Source organism: Herpetosiphon sp. NSE202 (assembly GCF_042688385.1).
In the GTDB taxonomy this organism is placed as follows: Bacteria; Chloroflexota; Chloroflexia; order Chloroflexales; family Herpetosiphonaceae; genus Herpetosiphon.
Genome location: NZ_JBHUPY010000004.1, coordinates 119,015 through 144,315 on the forward strand (window position 1 = coordinate 119,015; position 25,301 = coordinate 144,315).

The following is a 25,301-nucleotide window of genomic DNA, read 5'->3' on the forward strand; positions in this document are numbered from 1 at the left end:
ATGGTTGAGGTTTAGGCAATGCAAACTCAATCGAAGCTGGCATCTGTTCCCTTATTTCAGGTTGTGAAATGGTGGCAAGCACTCAATATGCTGGTCGTATCAGCTGATCGGCTTGGTTCAGCGCTTCTTAATCAAGCCCAAGCTCCAGAAACGCGCGATTTTCTGCGTTATATGCAGCAAAGTGGCCTGATCAACGCATTAAAACACTGCACTGCTGATCTACGTTTTTTTGTGGTTCAGCAGCTGCCAAGCGTGCTAGACCAGCCCGCTCCCGATTATCAGGATCTTTTGGAATTGCTTTCGCAAGATTTAGGCTATTTTTGGAATGAGCATCCTGCTCCTGAACCGCTGCCGAATCACGCCCTAATTCCGTTGTATAAATTAGTTCAATGGTGGCAACCATTGACTATGCTCGCCGCAGCCTTTGAGCAAGGAGTTGATCATGCAGAACCTGATAGTCAAGCATTTCATGATCAATCATTAATCGATTATCTGACCCAAAGCGGCTTGTTTTTGGCTTGTGGTCAAATTCGCAGCGATTTAAACTCGTTGCTCGCACAGCACGATTTAAGCGTTATCGATCGCTATGAGCTTAAGTATGATGGCTTGTTTGGCCAATTGGCTGCTCGCTTTGGCTATTTTTGGCAGGCTCCGCAATAATTTATGCACTTATAAATCGGCGCGAATTGCCCATAAATCAGGGAAGAATGGCTTGATCGTGCTGGCGAGATAGGCCGCGCCACTTGAGCCACCAGTGCCTTGCTTGATGCCAATCGTGCGCTCAACCATTTTTACATGGCGATAGCGCCATTCTTGAAAGCCCTCATCAAGGTCGATCAAGCGTTCGCAGAGGTTGCTCACCAAGGGATTTTGGCGATAGACCGTAATTAAGATTGCTTGAATTTCGGGCGTTGCTGCTAGCGCTTGGGTTACGTCGCGCTCAATGTGCGCCTGCGGAATTGCATAGCCATTCAATTGCAAATAGTGCAAAAAGCTATCCCACAGGCTGGCTTGCTGATAGCGTTGTTCGAGCCGTTCATGGCTTGGTAGTGCCCCAAAATGCTGCAAAATCGCAGGCCGTTTGTGACCGAGTGCAAATTCAATCTCGCGAAATTGCAGTGATTGAAAGCCGCTAGCCGATTCGAGCGCGCCACGAAAGGCATTGAATTGCAATGGAGTCATCGTTTCCATCACATCAACTTGGGCCACGATGGTTTTAAGAATTGTCAAAATGCGACGGATGGTTTGGTTGGCGCGGCCTGTATCATTGGCGCGCAGCAGTTCGCCCAAATAATCAAGCTCGTGCAAAATTTGCTTAAACCACAACTCATACACCTGATGAATCACAATGAACAATAATTCGTCGTGTTCGGGGCCGTTGGGGCCATGGCTGCGTGGGGCTTGTAAATTTAACAGCTCATCAATTTTCAAATAACTGGCATAGGTTAATGCTTGCGACATTGCACACTCCTTTGGATGCAGGTTTTGGCTTGCGGCGCAAGTTTAACATAGCCTGTCGGCAGCGTCTACCAAAAAACAACGCTTGGTTATTAATCCAAGCGCTGTTTTGGGCTATCCAACGGCGTTAATTAAGGATAATTGGTTACTTTGGGGGTATAGCTGACATTGGTTTGGGTCGAGCCACCAGTATTATTGATGACGTTGCTAATCCCGCCATTAGCCCCAATTGCCACCGAAATCATGTTGTGGAAGCGCACATTGGGGTTGTTTGGCGCTTCAATCGCGCGGGTTAGCCAGATGTTGGGGTTGGTGAAAACGCTGTAAATGCCCAAGCCCCAAGCTTCGTGGCTGGTCACGTTATCGGCAACTTTGTAGGATGCCCAACCGTTGACTCCCGCCGCGCTGCGCCAGCTATCTTGAGTTGGTGGATCGTAGGGAATTTCTGATTGATAGAAGTAGACGCGGCCACCATTGCCTTGCCAAAGCACTTGATATTGTTGATAGTGCTCGACAAACAGGCCATAGATCGTCACATTATTGCCATTAACAATCAAGCCATTGGCAGCAGTGTTACTGTTCCAAGCAACGCCATCGCCGTGGTCGGCGCGCCAAACCCAGGTATGGTCAACAATCGTGTTATGGCTGTTGATGCGCAAACTGGTCGAGGCTTTGCCGGCTGCGGCTCCGCCAACGCGGAAAATCACATCGTGCAAGACGATTGGGTTGGCAGCATGGTTGGCGTTGCTGCCGTTTGGCCCAACTTCCAACAACACTGGCGAATTAATCACGCCTGCATCAAACAGCACGCCAGCAATCGTTACGCCATCGACATCGGCCACGGTCATTGCAGCCAAGCCCGTTGTTGGTCGCAAGGTTGCAAAGCCCAAGCCCAACACCACAGTATTTGGGTTATTGACGCGAATTGTGTCGTTCAAGGCGTAAATGCCAGGCGTAAACAACAAATGCTTGCCTGCCGCCAATTGAGCATTGATTGTGGCTGCACTATCGCTTGGTTTGGCAATAAAGAATTGGCTCATGGCGATGGTCGTGCCTGGCGTTGAACCACCAGCCCATGTGATGCCGTTGCTGTTGGTGCGCAAACTTGGCACGCGCACGCCCCAATTGCCAGCAGCATCGACCGTCACAAACGGTTTTTCACGCACAATCGGCGTTTGATCGATTTTGGTATACGGTGGATTTGGCCAATTGCCTGCTGGCGGGTTGGTCACGCCAACAAACACCATATTCCAATTCGAGCCAGTCCAGCTGCCCCATTGAGTATTGCGCGAAATCCACTGTTGCTGCGTGCCCGAATTAACATTGCCATCAACTAGCACATCGGCCATCCAGCCGCCGCTTGACCAGCCGTTGTTTTGATTAAGTTTCATATTGCCGCGAATGTGCATGCGGCGGAAGGGCACAGCCTGCGAAACTGCCCATTGCATCGTGCCGTTGGCGGGCGTAATCGACAAGCCTTCTGCGCCCCGCCAGAAATTACAGGTCGCGTTATCGTTGCCCAAATAGGCGTTCGAATAAACGCTGCCATTGATGTTGACGCTATCGGGCGATGCGCCAACCCCGAGCAATTGAGTATAGAAGCCAACCGGAATATTCAGGCCATTGTAGGTGCCTGGTTTGAACATCAAGGTATAGCGCTCTGAGCCAAATTGGCTATTTTGCTGAATGCCATAGACATTGTTGATTTGATTTTGAATCGAGGCTGTTGACATTGATGGATCAAACATCAAAACATTCGGGCCGAAATCAGGCGTTGTGCCTGGCGGGGTAGTTGGAATCGGGGTTGGATTGGCCCCGACAATGCCCCAATTGAAGGTTTCCCAGCCAGAAGCACTTGGGCGGTTGGCAACCAAGGGCGCGTGAGCACCAAGATTGAGATCGCTGGAAACGAAATTGTTATTGCCAAGCGAGCGCAGTTGCACTTGGCCCGCTGTCACATCGACCCATTGAAACACTTCCCAACCGCTCATTGTGGCGCGGTCGGCAACCAAGGGCGTATTGGCAAAATTTTGGTCGGCTGAAACAAACTTGCCATTGGCCAAGGCGCGCAGGCCAATATTGCCATTGCCTGCATCGACAACCTGAAAGTGCTCCCAACCATCAGCAGTATCGCGGTCGGCGACCAACGGCGTGTTGGCTCCGCGATTGCTATCCGCCGAAACATATTTGCCGCTAGAAACTGCGCGAAGCCAGATGGTTTGGTTGAGTGGTGCTGCGGCAAAGGCCGCTTGGGGAGCCGCTGTAATAAACGTAAACAGGATGCTGAGGGCAAGGCCAAGCGCCGCCAGTTTACGCCAAACATGAGTAAGCATTGCGTTCCTCCGTAGATTGAACCCAGTTTCATCCTCGAAATCAGCTATCCAACAATGTGATAGGGTGGGCCTGCGGAACGGAAATGTGTGGTGTAGTGCTAAAAATATCTAGTCGGTATCGTTTCCGGAAACGATACCGACTATATTAATGAAATTTAAAGGTTTGTCAAGCCTGCAAAAATTTGCCTAGCGTGGTTTAAGATCCCCTCACCCCAACCCCTCTCCCACGAAAACGCGGGCGAGGGGGAGCACCGGTTTTTACCGACGAATTGTGCTAGAACCATCGAGTTAAAGCCCCTCGCCCGCGCCACGGGAGAGGGGTTGGGGTGAGGGTAGGTCTGAGGTGAGGGAAATTTATTCTGGTGGATTAATTGCACAGCACATAAGAAAACGATTTAGGGCATCGCGATCGCCTTGGAGCTGCACAAGCCCTTGGGCAATTGCTTGCTCAGGTTTGAGCGCACCTTGCAATAGTTGTAAATAATGCTCAATTGTGGTGTGCAGCATGATTGCTGGTTGCTGGCTCGGCCCTTGCTGAACGATTAATTGACCGTGATCAATCGTCACGCTCAGCAATTCGCCATCAACATGCCATTGATAGCGTTCATGGAATTGGGCTTGCTGTGGGCGAAAAAAGGTTTTGAGGGTCAAGGCATACGAGCCAATGTTCAACATATGCACATTTTCAGTATTGGTTGGCACAAATTTGCTGCCCCATTTGCCCAATTCGAGCAAACTTGGCTCAAGCGCGCGGCCTACATCGGTCAGGGCATAGACGGTCGAGCCAGCTGGGGGCGCGAGCACTTGGCGCACAATCAGGCCTTGCTGCTCAAGGTGTTTGAGCCGCTCGGTGAGCAGGTTGGTGCTAATGCCTGGTAGGCCATTAAGCAAATCTTTAAACCGTCGCGGCCCAGCAATCAGCTCACGAATGACGAGGATTGTCCAACGTTCGCCAAGAATTTCGAGGCCATAGGCCAGCCCACAATATTGGTTGTAACTGCGATTATTCATAATGCTTCAACATATACTTCAACAATAGGATTATCTACAAGTATACCTGAAATTAGGGCTTGACTTTTTGAAGTAGTGCTTATATTATAGCAAATATGTTCTATTAGTGTAAAGGGAATGTACGTATGGGTAAGATTGTACTAACCATGTTTGTCTCACTCGATGGTGTGGTCGAAAATCCTGGCTGGTCGATGCCCTATTGGTCTGATGATATTGCAGCCTTCAAGGGCGAAGAATCAGCTGAATGTACGGCCTTGCTGCTTGGTCGGGTAACCTATGAGGGTTTTGCCAAAGCATGGCCCGAATCCAAAGATGAAGGTGCTGAACAGATCAATGCCTTGCCCAAATATGTGCCAACCAACACCCTTGAAACGCCCGAGTGGAACGCTACTTTTTTGAAGGGCGACGTAATCGAGCAAATTCGCGAGCTGCGTAAAGAACAAAATTTATTGATTTACGGCAGCACCGTTTTATCCGATAGCTTGATCAAGCACAATTTGATTGATGAATATCGCCTGCTGATCTACCCTGTTGTGCTTGGTGAAGGCCAACGCCTCTTTCACCAAGGCACAAGCGCAACCCTCAAACTCGTCGAAACCCGCACCATGAGCACTGGCGTGGCAATGCTGAAATATCAGCGCATTGAACCAGCAGCGGAGTAACACGTTATGTGTCGTAACATTCGCCCATTGTTCAATTTTGAGCCACCAGCAACCGAAGATGAGATTCAAGCTGCTGCGCTGCAATTTGTGCGCAAAATTAGCGGCTTCAATCAACCTTCTGCTGCCAATCGCGAGGCCTTCGAGGCAGCTGTGGCAGCGATAACCGCCAATGCCCAAACTCTCTTGGATGCGTTGCAAACGACTAGCCCAGCCAAAGATCGTGAGACTGAAAAGCACAAAGCGCAGGCGCGTAATGCCCAGCGCTTTGGAAAATAACCAGCTGCTCATTCCTGATCACGCTTGCTAATTCCAGCTGGAATTAGCGGCGTGGTTTTGAGCTTGGCGGTTTACTGCTTGTTGGCGGCTTTGGCTTGGCGGGCTGTGGTTTGCTGGTTATCGGCGGCTTTGGCTTGCTTGGCCGACTGGGAGCCTGCGGTCTGGTGGTAGGGTATGACCTGGTTGGTCCGGATGGACGGTTGGTCGCATAGGGACGATTGGTTGGCTGAAGAGTTGGCGCTGCTGTCGCCACCATGGCCTGTTCCCACGGCAAGCTGGCTTGTTGCTCAGTTGGCAAATTGAACAAACTGGCGCTCATCCAACCAAGATAATCATTAACCCGCACCCGATACCACAGGTGATTGCCATCGTTGCGTTGCGCCAAAATCAAGATTGACGTTTGCGGATCAATTGTGGTAATAATCGCTGCATCGGTGCTTGGCTCAGCCCGCAAATTCGAAACAGCGCTGACTGAGCTAACCAACGGTGTTTGTGTTGGTGGTAGGGGCGTTGGGCTTTCGAATCGCATGATGAGGGATTCTTGGGTCACTGATATTGGCACAAGCGGAGTTTTGGCCCGTCCACAGCCAGCCAACAACAAAATCCCAAGCCCAAGTAACAAACCTCGTCGCATACATCCCTCATAACTTCAATACATCAAAGGCCGGATTGTATACGCCACTGTGCTTAAAATGTTACTGTGTTGAAGGATGCAATTGCGAAAAGCATGCACCCTCCAACAGCAAATCTCTAATTAATCTAAAAATTCAGCGGGAGTATCTAAAATGGCTTGAACGCGCTCATAGAAGCGCCCAACATGCAAGCCATCCATTAGGCTATGATGCACTTGTACGGCTAAAGGCATGAGCCGCCGTTGACCTTCGAGGGTGTGTTTGCCCCAAGAAATGCGTGGCACTGAATCAATTGGGTTGAGATGAACGGGGTGCATGATGCCTGTGAAACTAACCCACGGAATGCTCGTCATGTAGAGCAGATTATCTTGGCCTGGCTCGTCGCTGATTATTGGATTGGCCTTGACCGCAGCAACTTTGGCCTCAGCTAGCGGCGCGAATTCTGCATAATTTGAGTGATAGGGAATAACGCAAAAGCTAAATAAATCGTTATCGAGCAAAACAGTCGGTGAAGGATCAACCCGCTCGTGCTCAACCACGCTATCGCCGCGAATTCGCCAGCGAAAGGCCACTTGCTCATTGGCGGCCCGCGCAAACACAAAGGTTAGGCTAGTGCTTAATCGCATTTGGCGGGCTTTAATCGCCTGATACCAAGTTTGAATATCAACATTGGCACATAAACTAAAGTGCGGGTAGGTCATGCTATGGTAGTGGGCAAAGTGCTGACGACGGGGCCATGTAGCAAGATCAATGGTACGCATATGCTTCCTTATAAACGATACTGTGGCCTAGTATAAACAGCGATGGCTGATCGTCAACTCACTGCAAAGCAGGTGCTAATTGGCAAGCGCCAAGCTAAGTGCTCGTTGTAAGCTCAAGTGTTGGTTTTGTTGCGCATGCTTCGGCGCTCAAATTCGCTTGAATTGCCTGCACAATTTGGCTATAGCTCTGCTGATCGGCAGGAATCATTGGGTAGCCTTTGGTGTTGCGCAAGTGGTCAGCGTAGGCAAGAAGCTGGTTAGTTTGGTTGGCCTTAACCAAAAAGATCCTGAGGCAATTCATTTGACTTCTGCTGAGGTGGGGGTTGAGGAAAGTATTTATCCTGCACCACTGCTTGCGATCAATGGCCTCGGCCAGCAAACCATGATTACGACCGAAACGGATGGGTTGATCTATCGAGAGCAAGGATTGCCCTTGCCTATCCTCTATCGGCCAAATCCGCTGCCTGAACAACCGTTCGCAGCTCAGGTATTGACTGATCACGTCGAGATTTCGTGGCGCAGACACTTTCAATTTTCACCCAAGCTTGATTATGTAGCAATGTGAACTTTTAGTTTGGGAGCAACCAGCCTAGCGGATAGGAATCGACTTGAGCTAATCAATCTGCAAACATGGGCTAGGCAGGTATTGCACGAATCTCAAGGAAATCTGAAGGTTACTGACTGGTTTATTGGTTGGACTGCGAGTGGCATTTATGAACTCTCTTCAATCAATAGACCAATCTCATCGGCATCAATTAGGTTCTTTGATCCAACCCAACCTGATCCACTCAAGCAATCAATTCGGCTTAGTGGCGAAAGTGGAATTGGCGACACGTTTTTAGATATTGAGCATGGCTTATTGGCCCATGGCGGCAGCTCTTGGCACCCCGAATTTGGGGGTTAAGAATCTGCAAACCAAGACCGATCTAATTATTGGGCAGAACACCGAATAGCCAGTATCTTTTGGCCCTCAGTTGAGACCCCCCCACTCCATGGCAATGGCGACCTTCTAGTCCAAGCTGTGATGCAGCTTCGCCAATTCAACAACAACGGGAGGGCTTAGTATTTCGAATTGCTGATCAACAACAATTAACGACAATTGTTTTGCCTGCGTATACTGGCTCTATTAAGTTGGTTAGCCCCACTCTGCTGGGAATGATTGCCTATGTTGATAACCAAGCCGTGCTGATTTTTTGCGATATTGTGACTGGCCAACAAAGCGTGCCGCTTGCACTTGGCAAGGTTATTCCTGTGATTGTTTATCCTCGTTGAAGCAAGCGAAAAGAACATAGAACATAGAGCAAAGAACATAGAACATAGGGATGAGGGATGAAGTCAAAAGTCAAAAGTCAAAATAGGCATCAGGGGCTAGGGGTCAGAAATCAAATGCCAATGCATATCTTCGCCCTCTTCGCTCTCTTCGTGGTTTCATCCCTTCGTGCGCTTCGTGCGCTTCGTGGATCAAAAACGGGGATCGAGCTAGTACAAGCCCGATCCCCACCTACCAACAACCAATCCCGAGTTTCTATGCCCCGCCGGTTTTGCCCGAGCCTGCGTTGTTGCCTTCACGTAGCTTAGCCCGAATCAGGTCGCGGTTCATCTTGGCGATAAACTGAATGCTAATTTCCTTCGGACATGCTGCTTGGCATTCTGCATAGTTGGTACAGTTGCCAAAGCCTTCTGCATCCATTTGGGCAACCATGTTGATCACCCGTTGGTCTTTTTCTGGCTCGCCTTGAGGCAGCAAGTTAAGGTGCGAGACTTTCGCGGCGGTGAACAACATTGCTGAGCCGTTTGGACATGCGGCGACACACGCCCCACAGCCAATACAAGCAGCAGCATCCATTGCCAAATCGGAAATTTCTTTGGGAATTGGAATGGCATTACCATCAGGTGGCGCACCAGTGCCAACCGAAATAAAGCCACCAGCGGCAATAATTCGGTCCAGGGCGGCGCGATCAACGGCCAAGTCCTTGATCACAGGGAATGGCTCGGCGCGCCATGGCTCAATATACACTTCATCGCCATCTTTGAATGAGCGCATATGCAATTGGCAGGTGGTGGTTGCCCGCTGTGGCCCGTGAGGAATCCCGTTGATCACCATCGAACAAGCACCGCAAATTCCTTCGCGGCAGTCGTGGTCGAAAGCAACTGGATCGTCGCCCTTGGTGATCAACTCTTGGTTGAGCACATCGAGCATTTCGAGAAATGACATATCAGGGCTGACATGGTTGGCATCGTAGCTGACCATTTTGCCTGCTGTTTTGGCGTTATCTTGTCGCCAAATGTGCAATTTTAACTTCATTGAAGCACCTCAGCGATTACTTGTACGAACGAGTTGAAAGGTGAACGTTTTCGAATTCGAGAACTTCTTTGTGCATGGTTGGCTTCGTGCCAACGCCCTTGTATTCCCAAGCGGCCACAAAAGTGAAGTTTTCGTCATCGCGTTTGGCTTCGCCATCCTCGGTTTGGCTTTCGGTGCGGAAGTGACCGCCACACGATTCGGTGCGCATCAAGGCATCGTGGCACATCAACTCGGCAAATTCGAGGAAGTCGGCCAAGCGGCCTGCTTTCTCCAACTCTTGGTTGAAGTATGTGCCGCTACCTGGTACGCGCACGTCGCGCCAGAATTCTTCGCGAATTTGGGGAATTCGTTCCAAGGCGGTGCGCAAGCCTGCATCGTTGCGCGCCATACCACAATAATCCCACATCACTTTGCCAAGCTCGCGATGGAAATCATCGACTGAGCGTTTGCCATTAATTTGCAGCAATTGGTTGATTTGGTTGGTTGCTTCGCGCTCAGTTTCAGCAAAAGCTGGGTGATCGGTCGTGACTGGGTTCAACTTAGCGCCCGCGATGTAGTTGCCAATCGTGTAGGGCAAAATGAAGTAGCCATCGGCCAAGCCCTGCATCAAGGCGCTCGCGCCCAAACGGTTTGCGCCGTGGTCGGAGAAGTTGGCTTCGCCCAAGACGTGCAAGCCTTCGATGTTGCTCATCAAGTTGTAGTCGACCCACAAGCCGCCCATCGTGTAGTGCACGGCGGGATAAATCCGCATTGGCACTTCGTAGGGATTTTCGCCAGTGATTCGTTCGTACATTTCAAACAAGTTACCATAACGCTCGGCAATCATATTTTTGCCCAAACGCTTGATCGAATCGGCAAAATCGAGATACACGCCCAAGCCACCTGGGCCTACGCCACGGCCTTCATCACACACTTCTTTAGCAGCGCGCGAGGAAATATCACGCGGCGAGAGGTTGCCAAACGAAGGATATTTGCGTTCGAGATAATAATCGCGTTCGCTTTCGGGAATATCCTTGGCAGCGCGAGTGTCGCCAGCCTTCTTGGGAACCCAAATCCGTCCGTCGTTGCGCAACGATTCGCTCATCAAGGTCAATTTTGATTGATGATCGCCTGCAACTGGAATACAGGTTGGGTGAATTTGAGTAAAACATGGGTTGGCAAACGCCGCGCCACGTTTGTAAGCACGATAGCTGGCCGTTACGTTACAGCCTTTGGCGTTGGTTGAAAGGTAGAAGACGTTGCCGTAACCACCAGTTGCCAACACAACTGCATCGCCTGCGTGGCGTTCGATCTTGCCGTTGATCAAATCGCGGGTGATAATCCCACGCGCTTTGCCATCAACCAACACAATATCCAACATTTCGCAGCGCGAATACATGGCGACTTTTTTCAAGCCAATTTGGCGTTCGAGCGCTGAGTAAGCGCCGAGCAACAATTGTTGGCCGGTTTGGCCGCGCGCGTAGAAGGTACGCGAAACTTGTGCGCCACCGAATGAACGGTTGGCCATTACGCCACCGTACTCACGGGCAAATGGCACACCTTGGGCCACACATTGGTCAATAATATTGACGCTGACTTGCGCCAAACGATACACATTTGCTTCGCGGGCGCGATAATCGCCACCTTTGATCGTATCGTAGAACAAACGGCGCACACTATCGCCGTCATTTTGATAGTTCTTGGCAGCGTTGATGCCACCTTGCGCCGCGATACTGTGGGCGCGACGGGGGCTATCTTGGAAGCAGAAACACTTGACGTTATAGCCAAGCTCGGCCAATGAAGCAGCAGCAGAAGCGCCTGCCAAGCCTGAACCAACCACCAAAACGGTGTATTTACGCTTATTGGCAGGATTGACCAGCTTCATGTCGAAGCGGTGCTGATCCCATTTATCTTCCAGCGGCCCTGCTGGAATTTTGGCATTCAATTGCATAATGCGTCACCTATTTCGCTACTGGTTCTAGGAAACCAACTAAGACCGCAATCGGAATCGAAATATTTCCCAAAAACAACAAGGTGCCAATGCCGAGGGCAGCATTACGCAGCAACCGATTAAAACGGCGGTTGTTTAAGCCTAAAGTTTGGAACAAGCTCCAAACCCCGTGAGCCATGTGCAATCCAAGGGCAAGCATCGCTAAAATATAAAAGAGCGAAACCCACAGGTTTTGGAAGCCATAGACCACATTGTTGAAAACATTGTGTACGTCGAACTCCGGTGGCGTACCAGGCGCTTTACCTAGTGTAAAGTGCAAAATATGGTAGACGATAAACAACAGCAAAATTACCCCGCCATAGCGCATGGTGCGGCTGGCGAAGGTCGATTCGACGTGCTGTTTTTTGACGTAACGTTGCGGTCGCGATTTGCGGTTTTCAATCGTCAATTGCACGGCAGCGATGATGTGTAGAATGACTGCGGTCAGCAGCACAACCCGCACAACAATCAGCAACTCGCCAGTGCTCTTGAGAAACGCCGCATACTTGTTCAATGCTTCGGCTCCCAAATAAATTTGGAGATTGCCAAGCATATGCCCGATGACGAAGCCCACGCCAATCAGGCCCGTCACGGCCATCACGACCTTCTTCCCGATGGATGTTCGGTAGAAAGAAAGTACCCCAGTCATTACTGACTCCTTTATCTGTTCCGACGTGGCATCTTTACCTTCTATATTATCGCTTAAAACTCATTTTAGGTGAAACACTTGCTGCACGTGGGTGAAGCTTTGTCCACATACGTTGGCGCTGGCTTCAAACGCCACATGGCGGCGAATAATCTGCTTCAGCAACCAAATTAAGCATTAGGCGAAATAGTGATTTATAGCTTTATTATAACCTAAAACGGAGGTTGATAGCACAAATATTCTATTAACATCCATGATCCCATTGCCATCATCAATACGCGATTCCTCTCTATGTTTACGTCTTTTAGCCAATCATTTCACTAATAAAGACGGATAATATAGAGTAAACTGTTTTAACTGCAACTTTTTCCAATGAGTGATTTGACAAATAGCCTGAAGCGACTATACTTACCCGCAATAAAGACAATAAAGACTGATTAAATTGTCTTTATTGGTTCAGTTTTGGATTAATCAAGCTGAATTTTGCGGCGAAGTTTACCCCAACCGTTGAGCAATTTGCGATTTTCCGAGCCAAGCATTTGGGCGTTGGTCGTTTTATTGCGCTTAAAAAACGGTTGATCGACGGAGTTATCAACGTGGCGGTTACTCTTGCACAACCAACATCGCAGCCCAAACCGAAACGTCGCGCCGCTGCAGCTTTAGCAATCGGCCTTCTGCTAGTAACTGGCTTGTTGCTGGTGATTATGACGCTTAGCATTAATTTTGGGGCAACAAATGTTGCGCCAAGCACAGTCTGGGCAGCATTATTTAATTACGATTCGACTTCGACCCAACATCTGATTATTCGCACCCTGCGCATGCCTCGAGTGCTGGTGGCGGCGATTGTCGGGGCCATTTTGGCTTTGGCAGGAGCAATTATGCAGGGCTTGACCCGCAATCCACTTGCTGATGCTGGATTGTTGGGCATTGAAAGCGGCGCAGCCTTGGGCGTGGTGCTGGCAATCACCTTCTTCGACATCAAAACCCTCAATTTGTATTCGATTTTTGCTTTTGCTGGGGCCGCGGTTACGGCTGTGCTGGTCTATAGCCTTGGCTCTTTGGGCCGCGGCGGGCCAACTCCGCTCAAATTAACCCTTGCAGGAGCCATGATCACGGCCTTCTGTAGCTCGTTTACTAGCGCCATTCTGATTCTCAACCAACAAACGCTTGATGAAGTGCGCTTGTGGTTGGCGGGCACAGTTGCTGGGCGCGATTTGGGCTTAATCGCCGAGAGCCTACCCTACGTTGTGGTTGGCACGGTGCTGGCGCTGAGCCTTGGGCGCTCGCTGACGGCGATGGCCTTGGGCGAAGATGTGGCGCGGGGCTTGGGCCAACGCACCGGCTGGGTCAAAGTGATTGCGGCAATTGCCGTGGTGCTCTTGGCTGGCAGCGCGGTTGCCTTGGCTGGGCCAATTGGCTTTTTGGGCTTGTTGGTGCCGCACATTATGCGCTTTATCGTTGGCATCGATTATCGTTGGCTTTTGCCCTATTGCGCTATTGGCGGGGCCTTGCTGCTGGTCTTGGCCGATATTATTGGGCGGGTTGTTGTGCGTCCGATGGAAATTCCAGTTGGCGTTGTTACCGCGCTGCTCGGCGGCCCAATGTTTATTTACCTTGTACGCTGGCGGGTGCAACGATGAAAACATTTCCATGGATTACCGTTCGACCCAAGCATGCGCGATTTTCGCTGCGCATCGACCGCCGTTTGCCCAAAGTTGGGCTGATTGTCGGGCTATTGGTGCTAGCAATTATGATCATCAACATGGGTGTTGGCGAATATGAAATTAGCCCATTAGATGTGGTTAAAACCTTGCTTGGCATGGAAACTGGCGACCCGCAACATGTTCTGATTGTGCGGACTCTGCGCTTGCCTCGCATGCTGCTTTCGGCCTTGGTTGGCTTGGCGCTTGGCACATCGGGCGCATTGCTGCAAGGCCTGACCCGCAATCCACTGGCCGACCCGAGCATTATGGGCATCAACACTGGTGCTGGCTTGGTCGCGGTTGTGTTGACAATCTTGGTGCGCAATTTCCCAGCTCGCTGGATTCCGGTCGCGGCTTTTGCTGGGGCCTTGGTTGCCGCTGGCTTGATGTATGTTTTGGCTTGGCGCAAGGGTGGCGATTCGCCGATGCGCTTGATCTTAATCGGGGTTGGCTTGAGTGCGGTTGGTTCCGCCGTCACAACCTTGGTGATTACGATTGGCAATATTTACGATGTGCAACGGGCCATGATTTGGCTAACGGGCAGCGTTTATGGCCGCTCGTGGGTCGATTTTTGGGCCTTTGCGCCGTGGGTCGCGATTGCTGTGCCCTTGGCTTGGTTCCAAGCTCGCCAGCTCAACAGCCTCCACCTTGGCGAAGATGTCGCCTTAGGTTTGGGCGTGAATGTTGGCCGTCAACGAGCCTGGATTTTATTTGTTGCCGTGGCCTTGGCTGGCGCAAGCGTTGCCGTGGCTGGGGTAATTAGCTTTGTGGGCTTGATCGCGCCGCACGTAGCTCGGCGTTTGGTTGGTACCGATCACACGGGGCTTGTGCCGACCGCTGGCATGCTTGGCGCGTTGCTGCTGGTGGCTTCCGACTGGATTGGCCGCACAATTGCTGCGCCCAACGAAATTCCTTGTGGCCTTGTGACCGCCGTGATTGGCGTGCCGTTTTTCCTGACAATGCTCTACCAACATGCCAAAACAAAGTGAGGACGTGATGTTAGCAACCGATACATTAACCTTGGGCTACGATGGCCCCAACATTCTCGATCAGTTGTCGATCACGCTGCCTGCTGGGCAGATTACCGCTTTGATTGGCCCCAACGGCTGTGGCAAATCGACCTTGTTGCGTGGGTTGGCGCGTTTGATTAAGCCCAAGCATGGCGCAGTTGTGCTTGATGGCCACGATGTGCAGCGCATTCCAACCCGTCAATTAGCAACCCAACTGGGCATTTTGCCCCAAAATCCGGTTGCGCCCGAAGGCCTGACCGTGCGTGAGTTGGTGGCGCAAGGCCGCTATCCACACCAGCGCTGGTTTCAACAATGGTCGGCGGCAGATGAGCAAGCCGTGCGCTCGGCACTTGAAATTACCAACATGGTCGAATTGGCTGATCGTGCGGTCGATGCGCTTTCTGGCGGTCAACGCCAACGCGCGTGGATCGCCATGACCCTCGCCCAAGAAACCGATATTATCCTGCTTGACGAGCCAACCACCTTTTTGGATTTGGCCCATCAAGTTGAAGTTTTACAGCTTTTAGAGCAGCTTAATCGTCAATCAAGCCGCACGATTGTGATGGTGGTGCATGATTTGAACCATGCCACCCGCCATGCCGATCATGTGATTGCGCTGCGGGCTGGCGTTGTGCAAGCCGCCGGAGCGCCGCGCGATGTAATTACACCGTCGTTGTTACGCGCTGTGTTTGGCATCGAAGCTGAAGTCATCCCCGATCCGCGCACCGGCGTGCCATTGTGCATTCCGTATGGTCTGTGTGCTGCGGAAGCTACAGAGACCCTGTATGCGGATGCTGTTGGCAGCCGCGCTTAACCCTAGGAGTAACTTTCAATGGTTCGTTTTTCTCGTTTACTCTCTTGTGGCTTGCTATTGACGGTGTTAGCAGCCTGTGGCGGTGCAGCCAGCACTCCAACCAGCGCCCCAGTGATCGCGACCACGGCTCCAACCGAGGCCAGCGCTGCACCAACCGCGCCAACCGAAGCTGCCGCTAGCGATACAACTGCCATCAGTGGCACGCGCACCTTCACCCACGCGTTGGGCGAAATCAGCATTCCAAATGTTCCTCAACGGGTTATCGCCCTTGACTGGATGTATTTGGAAGATGTTGTGGCCTTGGGCGTGCAACCAGTTGGCGCTATCGATTTGGAAAATTATCCTAAGTGGATTGATTTGCCGCTGACGATTGATCCTAGCGTGGTTTCAATTGGGGCAAATCCAGCGCCCGATTTTGAAACGATTGCTGCGTTGAAGCCAGACCTGATTTTGGTTGGCTCGTTGCGCGGCGAAACGATCTACGATCAATTGAACGCAATCGCTCCAACGATGATGTTCAATCCCTACTTGAAAGAGGGCGAAGGCCATCCATACGCCGAAATGACCACCACCTTCAGCACAATTGCCGCAGTCTTGGGCAAAGAAACTGAAGGCGCGCAAGTGTTGGCCAAGATGGAACAAACCTTTGCTGATTCCAAAGAGCAATTGGCTGCTGCTGGTTTGGCTGATGCCAAGGTGTTGGTAGCTCAAACCTACGCCAGCAACAACGCTGCTGAAGTACGTTTGTTCACCGACAACGCTGCGGTAATGGAAATTATCAAGCGGTTGGGCTTGAAAAACGCTTGGTCAGACCCAACCTACCAAGTTTGGGGCTTCTCGTCGGTTGGCACCGAAGCCTTGGCTCAGTTCAGCGATATTCACATGCTCTACATCACCGAAGAAAATAACGATCCCTTCCAAAGTGCCGCGATCAAACCCTACTGGGATAGCCTAGAGTTCGTCAAAGCTGGCAAGGCGCACACCTTGGATAGCCAAACCTGGACGTTTGGTGGCCCTATTGCCGCCGAAGTCTTCGCCCAACGAGTCACCGAAGCGCTCTTGTCGGAAAGCAAATAAGCCTGATTTAGCGCTGGCCGTTTGAGAATAGCGAGCGGCCAGCAGGAATAGATACACAATGCAACGATTTTTGGCATTAATTGGCTTGGTCAGCATGTTGGCTGCCTGTGGTTCATCGGCAGCAACCCAAGCCCCAACGACCGCACCAACCACCGCTGCCGCCGCGACCGCGACGACTACGCCCGAAGCAACCGCCGCCGCGACCGAAGCTGCCGCCGAAGCAACAACTGCTCCAGCTGATACTGCTGACACGCGCACGATCAAGCACGTGATGGGCGAAACCACGATCACTGGTGTTCCGCAAAAGGTCGTTGTGCTCGAATGGGTCTATGTGGAAAATCTTTTGGCTTTGGGCGTGCAACCAGCAGGCGTTGCCGACATTGAAGGCTACAACAAATGGGTTGATGTGCCAGTTGAATTAGGCCCAGCTGCAGTTGATGTTGGCACCCGTGGCGAAGCCAACCTCGAAACGATTGCCTCAATCAAGCCTGATCTGATTATTACGCTTCAGTATGATGCTGAAAAGAACTATGCTCAATATAGCGCAATCGCCCCAACCTTGGTGTTCAATGCCTATCCAGAATCAGGCGATCAATATACCGAAATGATCGAAACCTTCAACACGATTGCCGATGTGCTGGGCAAGACCGAAGAAGCCAAAGCTGTGTTGTCCAAAATGGAGCAAACCTACGCCGAAGCCAAGCAAACCTTGGCCGCAGCAGGCTTTGAAAATGCTCCCTACGTGTTGGCGCAAGCCTACACCTCAAACAGCGCCGCCGAAATTCGCTTGTTCACCGACAACTCGATGATTGCCAAACTGATCGCTAAAACTGGGCTTAAGAATGCTTGGACTGACAGCACCTTCCAAGTCTATGGGTTCTCGACCGTGGGTAGCGAAGCCTTGGCTGGGCTGGGCGATATTCACTTTATGTATGTTGTGGCCGATGATGACAACCCATTTGCCAGCGGCGCAATCAAGCCATTTTGGGATAGCCTTGACTTTGTGAAGAAGGGCCAAGCCTATCCATTGGGTGGCGATGTTTGGTTCTTTGGTGGCCCTTTATCAGCAGAAGTATTGGCCGAACGCGTCGTCAAGAGCTTGACCAAGCAATAAAAAATGTTTATTGATAGAGGATGTGCATATGCAGGTAGAACGTAGCCCACTTGCCCAAAGCTTCGAACGCGCCGCGATCTTGGATCAATACTTGGTTGCGCGGATTGTCGAACCAACCGAGCCAGATTGGGTCTCGGCTACAGCATTGACCGATCCAGCGATGTTGAGCACCATTCTTGCAAGCTTTGCCGAAGTTCGCAAGCTGGCAAAGCGTCGTCTGGCTGGCTCGTTCTTTATTAGTTCATATGTTTGGTATCTGGCTGGGGCAGCGATTGCCAGCTTATTGATCGATCAACGGGTTCCCGACATGGATCGATCCAATGTGTTGGCGCGTTTCCCCAGCAACGACAACGGCAATCAGCCAGAGGTTGCCTTTGGCTCGCAGCGTTTTTTCGGCTTAGCAGCTGATCAAACCCACGCTGGGGTGACTGTGCTTGCAGATAAAGCCAGCTTGCGCGAACAATTTCGCCAGCAATTCGAGCAACATCTGGCTCCAGTGGTGCAATTGGTCGCTGAGCAATCAGGCTTAGGCCAACGTGCTCAATGGAACATCATCGCCGATCGCTGTGCAGGCATTTTCTTGCGGGTTGGCCAGCGTCTTGAGCAAGTTGATGCTGCTTGTGCAGAAGGCTTGGCCTTCGTTGGTGCTAAAGGTTCAGCCATGAAGGCCAGCAAAACTGGCTATATTGAGCTGAATACGGCAACTACCCAAGCTGCAACGTTTCTGCAACGTGGTGGTTGCTGCTTGTACTATCAAGTTGAGGGTGGTCAAAACTGCAACGATTGCCCATTGTTGCCGGCTGCTGAGCGCGTGCAACGCATGACGGGGTTAAGCAGCTAAAGATTTGTACATTCTGCAACGCTAATTAGCCCTAAACATCCAATTTAACGCCATTTGCTCCTGATACACTTAGTATATGTGTAGCTAGATGTAACGCTGACGATCATAAACAATCGTCAGCGTTGCCTATTTAGGTGAGGTAGCGCATATGCTTTTGGCAACCACTCAATCGAAGGCAGTTCGGCGCTGGGCGATGGTTTTGGCTGTCGTTTTGGGCTTATGGCCAAGTTTTGCGCTGGCCTGCACCCAACCACCAGCTGGTGCGCGAGGACAACAAAATCCTATTACTACAACTGGTCGAGTCAATGAAGCTAAGGTTGTTTTTGAAGGTACGGTTATTAGTGACGGGAAAACCAATAGTAATTACGCTATCAGAACGGCAACCATCGACGTGCATCAATATTTCAAAGGGATTGGCAACAAGATCGTAACGGTTGAGGGTTTTGGTGGTGGGGCGGATTGCCTTACCTCGCTCAAGGTGGGTGATCAGCTTTTTTTCTTCATCGATGTTGGGCCAGATGGGCAGTGGTATGCTAATTATAGTTATGGTGGCCCGACAGCTGCTGTTACGCCTGAGTTTGTGACCGAAATTCTTGAGGCTGTTGGCAAGCCACCACGCCAACCACGCGATTTAACCCCAACCAGTGCTCAATTAACTCCAACCGAAAATCAAGCAACGCTCCAACCTCAACCAACTCCAACACTTGAGCAAGCAACTCTGCAACCGCAAGCCGAACAAGCAGCAAGCAACCAAGGCTCTTCAGGCTTGATTTGGTGGGTCTTGCTTGGCCTCGGTTGTTTGGCAGCTGGGCTTTGGCTGCGCCAAAAATATTTCAAAGCAACTTAATTTTACATAAAGAAAGAGGCGCAGAGAAAATAGTATTCTCTGCGCCTCTGGGTTAAAACTCGACGTTATTTTACGATCAGCTCAACATCGATATTGCCACGGGTTGCGTTGCTGTATGGGCAAACGGTATGCGCTTTTTCGACCAAGGCCAAGGCAGTTTCGCGCTCGACCTTAGGCAAATCGACGGTCAAGGTTACGGCCAAGCCATAGCCACCTTGAGCATTTGCGCCAAGGCTAACCGTTCCAGTCACGCTTGAATCGCTAGCATCGGCTTTGGCATGTTTGGCAACCAAGCTCAGCGCACTATGGAAACAGGCAGCATAGCCAGCTGCAAACAATTGCTCAGGGTTGGTCGCGCCACCAGGCCCGCCTAATTCCTTGGGTGAGGCTAAATCGAGGGTCAAGCTGCCATCAGGTGCAGTTACTTGGCCAGTGCGTCCGCCGCTTGCAGTCATCGTGGTCGTATATAAGGTTTTAAGTGCCATAATCGTCAAGCTCCTTCAAACACAGTCAATTTATATTTATAGCAATTATATTGTGCGCAATTCAATTTGTCAAGAGCTAATTTTCATGCTACGGTGCTGTTATGCAAAACACAGGAGGCCGACGATGAATTTGGCAGAACAGGGCTTATTGTTGGAGCAACAATTGTGCTTCGATGTGTACGCGGCCTCACGCGCAATTAACAAGGCGTATCGGCCACTTTTAGAGGCGTTGGGCTTGACCTACCCGCAATATTTGGTGATGTTGGTGTTGTGGCAGCACGAAGCCCAAACCGTCAAGCAGCTTGGCGAGCAGCTTCAGCTTGATTCGGGCACGCTTTCGCCATTGCTCAAACGGCTAGAAAGTGCTGGCTTTTTGCAGCGCCAACGCCGAGCCAGCGATGAACGTGAAGTTGAAATTCAATTAACTGAAGCTGGGCGGGCTTTGCGTCAGCAGGCTAGCAATGTGCCAGCCTCAATTTTTCAAGCACTTGGTCTCAATGCGAGCGATTATTTTGAGCTTAAACGCTTGCTGCACCAAGTAATGGCTTCGGTTGATGCCAATAGCCCTGAGTAAAATTCCCTCACCCCAACCCCTCGCCCACTGAGCGCGGGCGAGGGGCTTTTTTGTTTTGTGGTTCATGCAGGTATGCTTTTGGATGCACGGCTAGAATGCTCCTCTGCTTGGAGGCGGGCGAGGGGCTTTTGGTTGTGTGGGTTTGGCATGATTGGTGGTGAAAACGGGTGCTCCCCCTCGCCCGCCTCCAAGCAGAGGGGGGTGAGGGAACGTTCCACCGCCGACCAATCGCTCAAAACCGACCCTTGTAAGGGCTGGGGGGTGAGGGAACCTACCATGAATTAAGCCACAACCTACAATCAACCCATCTATGGTATAATCAAGGCCCGTACTGATGTATTCAGTGCGGATTTTTTATTTAACGCGGAGCACAGTCAATGACGAAGTATATTTTCGTAACGGGTGGCGTAGCCTCATCGGTGGGCAAAGGGATCACCGTGGCCTCGCTGGGCCGTTTGCTGAAAAGTCGTGGTATTAGCGTTTCAATTCAAAAACTTGATCCATATATCAATGTTGACCCCGGCACAATGTCGCCCTACCAACATGGCGAGGTCTTTGTGACCGAAGATGGAGCCGAAACCGACCTCGACTTGGGCCACTACGAACGCTTTATTGATGAAAATTTGTCCCGCGTTAATAACATTACAACCGGTCAAATTTATTCTTCTGTAATTCAAAAAGAGCGCCGTGGCGATTTCCTCGGCGGCACGATTCAGGTTATTCCGCATATCACCAACGAAATTAAGAGCCGCGTGGCCCTCGTTGCCAAAAATACCAGCGCCGATGTGGTGATTGTTGAAATTGGCGGCACGGTTGGCGATATCGAAAGCTTGCCATTCCTCGAAGCAATTCGCCAAATGAAAAAGGATGTTGGCCGCGATAATGTGATTTATATTCACGTCACGTTGCTGCCCTACCTCCAAGCCAGCGGCGAACTCAAAACCAAGCCAACCCAACACTCAATCGCCGAATTGCGCCGCGTCGGCATCTCGCCAGCGGTCGTGCTTTGTCGCTCCGATTTGCCAGTTGATGATGAAATTCGCGAGAAAATCGCGCTGTTTGCTGATTTGCCCACCGAGGCTGTAGTTGCTCTGCCAACCGTTGAAACAATCTATGAAGTGCCATTGGTTTTGGAAGAAGCAGGTTTAGGCGATTTAATTTGCGAACGCTTAGCCTTGGCTGCGCAGCCAGTCCAGCTCGATGAATGGCGCTCGTTGGTTGCTGGTATCAAACAGCCAAAACGCCATACAACCGTGGCAATTGTTGGCAAATATGTTGAATTGCGCGATGCCTATATGAGTGTTGCCGAATCGGTGCGCCACGCTGGTTGGGCCCAAGATATTCATGTTGAGATCAAATGGGTTTCATCGGAAGAACTTGAAGTTGCCGATCCGGTGACGATGCTTGGCGATGTGCAAGGCATTATCGTGCCTGGCGGCTTTGGCTATCGCGGTGTTGAGGGCAAAATTCGCGCTGTGCGCTATGCTCGCGAAAACAAGATTCCCTTCTTGGGCTTGTGTTTGGGCATGCAATGCGCCACAATTGAATTTGCGCGCTTTGCGTTAAACGCTCCTGATGCGAATTCAACCGAGTTTAATCCTAATACCAAACTGCCTGTGATCGACTTTATGCCTGATCAATTGGATATTAGCGACAAGGGTGGCACGATGCGGTTGGGCGTTTACCCCTGTATTTTAGCGCCAGGCAGCAAAGCAGCCAAAGCCTATGGCCGTGAATTGGCCCTCGAACGTCATCGCCATCGCTTTGAATTTAACAACAAATATCGCAAAGCCATGGAAGCAGCTGGCTTTGTGATTAGCGGGCACTCACCTGATGGCCGTTTGGTCGAGATTGTTGAGTTGCGCGACCATCCATGGTTTGTGGCTTCGCAATTCCACCCTGAATTCAAATCGCGGCCAAATAATCCACATCCATTGTTCCGCGATTTTGTGCAAGCTGCCTTGGAGCAAAGCGCAGAGTAAGCTCAAAGTCAAAGGGCAAAAGTCAAAACTACAGCTAAAATGTTTTGGAGATCGGGCATATCGTGGCTCGATCTCTATCTTTTTAACGTAGAGCTTTTTTTAGCCACGAATTGCCCAACAAATTACACGGAAAGTTGAAACCGCGAAGGACACGAAGAGCGCGAAGATATAGCTATGGGTCATGGGCATTTGATTTCTGACCCCTAGCCCTTTCATCCCTCATCCTTCATAATTCATAATTTTTATGTTCTATGTTCTATGCTCTATGTTCTATGTTCTTTGTTTGCAGCTATAATAAAGCTTGAACGACAAACTGTAGGGATTGCTTGTGAAAGTCTTATATATCGCCAGTGGCATCCGCGTGCCTGGCGCGTTTGGTGGCGCAATTCATACAACCGAAGTTGCCCAAGGGCTAGCCCAACTTGGCGTTGAAATGCATGTGGTGACGCGCCCAGCCCAAGGCCAACGGCGCAAGCCATGGCAATTGCCCAAGCATCAAACTGGCTCGATTACCTGGTACGAAGCTGATTTACCGAAGCCCTTAAGTTTATTGGGCTATGCAGCGATTGCGCGCTTGGTACGCGAGTTGCAGCCCGACGCGGTGATGGAGCGCTATTACAATTTTGCTGGCGCAGGCATTTTGGCAGCAGCTCGCCAAAAAATACCAACCTTGTTGGAAGTTAATGCCTTAATTGTTGACCCGCCACAGGTGCGCAAACGCCAACTAGACGATGCGTTGGGCTGGCTTTTACCTGGCAATTCTGGTCCGATGCGGCGCTGGGCGGCCTGGCAATGTCGGCATAGCAGCAAAATCGTAACTCCGCTGCATACGACCGTACCGCCAGAAATCGAGCGCAGCCGCATTGTGGAATTGCCATGGGGCGCGAATGTTCAAGCCTTCAGCCCGCAAACTAAGCAGCCAGACCAGCCAGTGTTTGTGTTTCTTGGCTCGTTTCGGCATTGGCATGGCGTGACCGATTTTATTCAAGCGGCGATTCGTTTGATTCAGCAAGGCAGCACGGCGAAATTTTTATTAATTGGCAGCGGGCCAGAACAAGCAGAAGCACAACGGCTTGCTGCGCCATACGCTGAACATTTTGAATGGGCTGGAGCAGTCGCCCATGAACGTGTGCCAGCCTTATTGGCTCAAGCCAGCGTTGGGGTTGCGCCATTCAATCCCGCCCGCCATCCAGCGTTGCAAGCGGCAGGTTTCTTTTGGTCACCGCTGAAAATTTACGAATATATGGCCGCAGGCTTGCCCGTGGTGACAGCGAACATTCCACCATTGGATACGATTATTCGACCACAGCAGGAAGGCGGATTGTTTGAAGCGGGCAATATTGCCGACCTTGCGCGGGTCATGCAGGCAGTTGCCAACGACCCACAACGCCAACAATGGGGCCAAAATGCCCGCCAGCGCGTGGTTGAACATTATTCATGGGAGCAACATTGCCAAGCCTTGAAGCAAATTTTACAAACGATGATCACGCAGCCATGAAACCGCTACACGTGCTTTTGCCAAGCGATGTGTTTCCGCCGCGGACTGGTGGCGCTGGCTGGAGCAGCCATGCCTTAGCGCTGGCGTTGCTCGAACGCGGCCATCAGGTAACTGCTTTGGTTCCCAAAGCTGGGCTTCGCGGCCTCCAACGCCGGGTTGAGGCGGGCGTGCCCGTGGTTGAGGTTGGCTATCAACCTTCACGCTTGCCATTTGTGGCCAATTGGTCGCGCTTTGAGCTATTCTGGCCGCAATTTGCCCAAGCAATTGTCGAAACTATCGGCGATCAATGTGAGCATGTGATTATCCATGGACAGCACGTCCAAGGGATTGGTGCAGCGGTGTTGGCTGGGCAACAGCTTAATTTGCCTGTAGTGGCAACCGTGCGCGATCATTGGCCAAACCATTATTTTGGCACCAATTTACATGGCGATAGCGTGCCATTCGATCGATTTGGTTGGGCGGCAACCGCGACTGATTTGCTGGCGCGGCGCAAGCCTTTGCTGGGAGCGCTCTCGTTGTTGGCCTTGCCCTATGTTCAAGCGCATATGCGCTGGCGACGAGAGCTTTTGCAGGCCTGCGACGCAGTAATTTCGTTGAGCAATTACATCACGCAGCGGCTTAGCCCTCTGATTGCGCCCGAAAAACTATGGCCTATCCCAAATATGGTTAATTTGCCTGCGATTGCTAAAGTGCTAGCAACACCTGCCCAAACGACCATTAACCAAGCATATGTGTTGTTCACTGGCAAATTGGCCCGCAACAAAGGCGCATATTTGCTGCCTGAAATTATGGCAAGTATGCGCGCTGCTGGTGGCAATGCAACTTTAGTGATTGCTGGTGGCCAGAATCCAGCCCTCGTGGCAGCGATTCAAGCTCAAGGTGTGGAGGTGCTGGCGCTGGATTGGGTTGAGCATGACGAGGTTTTGCGCCTGATGGCGGGGGCCAAACTGTTGCTCTTTCCCTCAACTTGGGGTGAGCCGCTGAGTCGGGTTTTGCTGGAGGCGTGTGCAGTTGGCATGCCAATTGTGGCAATGGCTACGGGCGGCACGCCAGACCTAATTACCCATGGCTATAACGGCTATTTGGCCCACTCAGCTCAACAACTTGGGCAGTTGGCAGCAGAATTATTGGCAAACCCACAGCAAGCCAAACAACTTGGCCAAGCTGCCCACCAAACCGCGCAAACCAGATTGGCCGCGTCGGTGGTTGTTGCCCAGATTGAGCAACTTTATTGGACATTATTGACTCAGCACGCGCAGCGAGCGCTGACTGGGTACGATTAAGTTACTGTGTAGGAGAAAAG

25 protein-coding genes are annotated in these 25,301 nt (G+C 51.1%); 16 read left to right on the forward strand and 9 right to left on the reverse strand.

The features are described from left to right. Positions 1 to 18: 18 nt before the first annotated feature. Entirely contained in the window at positions 19 to 660 is a 642-nt protein-coding gene (locus tag ACFMKP_RS05900; protein ID WP_382289934.1) for a hypothetical protein, read from the forward strand. A gap of 9 nt (positions 661 to 669) precedes the next feature. Here the strand turns inward: ACFMKP_RS05900 and ACFMKP_RS05905 are convergent, their stop codons facing one another. The 3 genes from ACFMKP_RS05905 to ACFMKP_RS05915 all read right to left on the reverse strand — a co-directional run bounded on the left by ACFMKP_RS05905 (position 670) and on the right by ACFMKP_RS05915 (position 4,802). Continuing rightward, on the reverse strand, positions 670 to 1,461 hold the full coding sequence (locus ACFMKP_RS05905; protein ID WP_382289936.1) for a tryptophan 2,3-dioxygenase: 792 nt from the start codon (positions 1,459 to 1,461) through the stop codon (positions 670 to 672). A gap of 128 nt (positions 1,462 to 1,589) precedes the next feature. Continuing rightward, positions 1,590 to 3,791 (reverse strand): coagulation factor 5/8 type domain-containing protein, encoded by a 2,202-nt coding sequence (locus ACFMKP_RS05910; protein ID WP_382289938.1) that lies wholly within the window; start codon positions 3,789 to 3,791, stop codon positions 1,590 to 1,592. A 354-nt stretch (positions 3,792 to 4,145) separates the two neighbouring features. Continuing rightward, positions 4,146 to 4,802, reverse strand: coding sequence for a winged helix-turn-helix transcriptional regulator (locus tag ACFMKP_RS05915; protein WP_382289940.1), 657 nt, complete (start codon positions 4,800 to 4,802; stop codon positions 4,146 to 4,148). A gap of 125 nt (positions 4,803 to 4,927) precedes the next feature. On the opposite strand from ACFMKP_RS05915, the gene ACFMKP_RS05920 reads away from it, so the two are divergent. Both ACFMKP_RS05920 and ACFMKP_RS05925 read left to right on the forward strand, forming a co-directional pair. Further along, positions 4,928 to 5,464, forward strand: coding sequence for a dihydrofolate reductase family protein (locus ACFMKP_RS05920; protein WP_382289942.1), 537 nt, complete (start codon positions 4,928 to 4,930; stop codon positions 5,462 to 5,464). Positions 5,465 to 5,470: 6 nt separating this feature from the next. Continuing rightward, the gene (locus ACFMKP_RS05925; RefSeq protein ID WP_382289944.1) at positions 5,471 to 5,740 is read left to right on the forward strand and encodes a DUF2277 domain-containing protein; all 270 of its coding nucleotides are present in this window, start codon (positions 5,471 to 5,473) and stop codon (positions 5,738 to 5,740) included. Positions 5,741 to 5,783: 43 nt separating this feature from the next. On the opposite strand, the gene ACFMKP_RS05930 is transcribed toward ACFMKP_RS05925, so the two are convergent. Continuing rightward, complete coding sequence (locus tag ACFMKP_RS05930; protein WP_382289946.1) at positions 5,784 to 6,374, reverse strand: SH3 domain-containing protein; 591 nt, start codon at positions 6,372 to 6,374, stop codon at positions 5,784 to 5,786. Between the two features lie 120 nt (positions 6,375 to 6,494). Then, positions 6,495 to 7,133, reverse strand: a complete 639-nt coding sequence (locus tag ACFMKP_RS05935; protein ID WP_382289948.1) for a CatA-like O-acetyltransferase — start codon at positions 7,131 to 7,133, stop codon at positions 6,495 to 6,497. 79 nt (positions 7,134 to 7,212) lie between these two features. On the opposite strand from ACFMKP_RS05935, the gene ACFMKP_RS05940 reads away from it, so the two are divergent. Next, positions 7,213 to 7,698, forward strand: coding sequence for a hypothetical protein (locus tag ACFMKP_RS05940; RefSeq protein ID WP_382289950.1), 486 nt, complete (start codon positions 7,213 to 7,215; stop codon positions 7,696 to 7,698). Between the two features lie 539 nt (positions 7,699 to 8,237). Next, positions 8,238 to 8,405, forward strand: a complete 168-nt coding sequence (locus tag ACFMKP_RS05945; RefSeq protein WP_382289952.1) for a hypothetical protein — start codon at positions 8,238 to 8,240, stop codon at positions 8,403 to 8,405. A 253-nt stretch (positions 8,406 to 8,658) separates the two neighbouring features. On the opposite strand, the gene ACFMKP_RS05950 is transcribed toward ACFMKP_RS05945, so the two are convergent. From ACFMKP_RS05950 to ACFMKP_RS05960, 3 genes are read right to left on the reverse strand one after another with little or no spacing between them, the layout of a single operon-like run. Continuing rightward, positions 8,659 to 9,438 carry a succinate dehydrogenase/fumarate reductase iron-sulfur subunit gene (locus ACFMKP_RS05950; RefSeq protein WP_382289954.1) on the reverse strand — a complete coding sequence of 260 codons (780 nt, stop codon included), beginning with the start codon at positions 9,436 to 9,438 and terminating at the stop codon, positions 8,659 to 8,661. A 16-nt stretch (positions 9,439 to 9,454) separates the two neighbouring features. Continuing rightward, complete coding sequence (locus ACFMKP_RS05955) at positions 9,455 to 11,368, reverse strand: fumarate reductase/succinate dehydrogenase flavoprotein subunit (RefSeq protein WP_239584064.1); 1,914 nt, start codon at positions 11,366 to 11,368, stop codon at positions 9,455 to 9,457. Between the two features lie 10 nt (positions 11,369 to 11,378). Then, positions 11,379 to 12,056 carry a succinate dehydrogenase cytochrome b subunit gene (locus tag ACFMKP_RS05960; protein ID WP_382289956.1) on the reverse strand — a complete coding sequence of 226 codons (678 nt, stop codon included), beginning with the start codon at positions 12,054 to 12,056 and terminating at the stop codon, positions 11,379 to 11,381. Between the two features lie 593 nt (positions 12,057 to 12,649). Here ACFMKP_RS05960 and ACFMKP_RS05965 point away from each other — a divergent pair. The 7 genes from ACFMKP_RS05965 (at position 12,650) to ACFMKP_RS05995 (ending at position 19,459) form a co-directional block, all read left to right on the forward strand. Further along, positions 12,650 to 13,693, forward strand: a complete 1,044-nt coding sequence (locus tag ACFMKP_RS05965; RefSeq protein ID WP_382289958.1) for a FecCD family ABC transporter permease — start codon at positions 12,650 to 12,652, stop codon at positions 13,691 to 13,693. Beyond that, positions 13,690 to 14,745 (forward strand): FecCD family ABC transporter permease, encoded by a 1,056-nt coding sequence (locus ACFMKP_RS05970; RefSeq protein ID WP_382289960.1) that lies wholly within the window; start codon positions 13,690 to 13,692, stop codon positions 14,743 to 14,745. Before ACFMKP_RS05965 ends, ACFMKP_RS05970 begins: the two co-directional genes overlap by 4 nt. 7 nt (positions 14,746 to 14,752) lie before the next feature. Beyond that, positions 14,753 to 15,580 (forward strand): ABC transporter ATP-binding protein, encoded by an 828-nt coding sequence (locus tag ACFMKP_RS05975; RefSeq protein ID WP_382289962.1) that lies wholly within the window; start codon positions 14,753 to 14,755, stop codon positions 15,578 to 15,580. Between the two features lie 18 nt (positions 15,581 to 15,598). Beyond that, a complete protein-coding gene (locus ACFMKP_RS05980) occupies positions 15,599 to 16,657 on the forward strand; it encodes an ABC transporter substrate-binding protein (RefSeq protein WP_382289964.1) in 1,059 nt (352 codons plus the stop codon). A 58-nt stretch (positions 16,658 to 16,715) separates the two neighbouring features. After that, positions 16,716 to 17,771 (forward strand): ABC transporter substrate-binding protein, encoded by a 1,056-nt coding sequence (locus ACFMKP_RS05985; protein ID WP_382289966.1) that lies wholly within the window; start codon positions 16,716 to 16,718, stop codon positions 17,769 to 17,771. Positions 17,772 to 17,799: 28 nt separating this feature from the next. Continuing rightward, positions 17,800 to 18,612 carry an IucA/IucC family C-terminal-domain containing protein gene (locus tag ACFMKP_RS05990; RefSeq protein WP_382289968.1) on the forward strand — a complete coding sequence of 271 codons (813 nt, stop codon included), beginning with the start codon at positions 17,800 to 17,802 and terminating at the stop codon, positions 18,610 to 18,612. 148 nt (positions 18,613 to 18,760) lie between these two features. Beyond that, positions 18,761 to 19,459 carry a hypothetical protein gene (locus ACFMKP_RS05995; protein WP_382289970.1) on the forward strand — a complete coding sequence of 233 codons (699 nt, stop codon included), beginning with the start codon at positions 18,761 to 18,763 and terminating at the stop codon, positions 19,457 to 19,459. 65 nt (positions 19,460 to 19,524) lie between these two features. Here ACFMKP_RS05995 and ACFMKP_RS06000 read toward each other — a convergent pair whose 3' ends face one another. Then, on the reverse strand, positions 19,525 to 19,944 hold the full coding sequence (locus ACFMKP_RS06000) for an organic hydroperoxide resistance protein (protein ID WP_239584066.1): 420 nt from the start codon (positions 19,942 to 19,944) through the stop codon (positions 19,525 to 19,527). Between the two features lie 124 nt (positions 19,945 to 20,068). Here ACFMKP_RS06000 and ACFMKP_RS06005 point away from each other — a divergent pair, with 124 nt between their 5' ends. The 4 genes from ACFMKP_RS06005 to ACFMKP_RS06020 all read left to right on the forward strand — a co-directional run bounded on the left by ACFMKP_RS06005 (position 20,069) and on the right by ACFMKP_RS06020 (position 25,281). Then, positions 20,069 to 20,518, forward strand: a complete 450-nt coding sequence (locus tag ACFMKP_RS06005) for a MarR family winged helix-turn-helix transcriptional regulator (protein ID WP_382289972.1) — start codon at positions 20,069 to 20,071, stop codon at positions 20,516 to 20,518. Between the two features lie 377 nt (positions 20,519 to 20,895). Next, positions 20,896 to 22,500 (forward strand): CTP synthase, encoded by a 1,605-nt coding sequence (locus tag ACFMKP_RS06010; RefSeq protein WP_382289973.1) that lies wholly within the window; start codon positions 20,896 to 20,898, stop codon positions 22,498 to 22,500. 328 nt (positions 22,501 to 22,828) lie between these two features. Then, complete coding sequence (locus ACFMKP_RS06015; RefSeq protein ID WP_382289975.1) at positions 22,829 to 23,998, forward strand: glycosyltransferase family 4 protein; 1,170 nt, start codon at positions 22,829 to 22,831, stop codon at positions 23,996 to 23,998. Beyond that, the gene (locus ACFMKP_RS06020) at positions 23,995 to 25,281 is read left to right on the forward strand and encodes a glycosyltransferase family 4 protein (RefSeq protein WP_382289977.1); all 1,287 of its coding nucleotides are present in this window, start codon (positions 23,995 to 23,997) and stop codon (positions 25,279 to 25,281) included. Before ACFMKP_RS06015 ends, ACFMKP_RS06020 begins: the two co-directional genes overlap by 4 nt. Positions 25,282 to 25,301 lie beyond the last annotated feature (20 nt).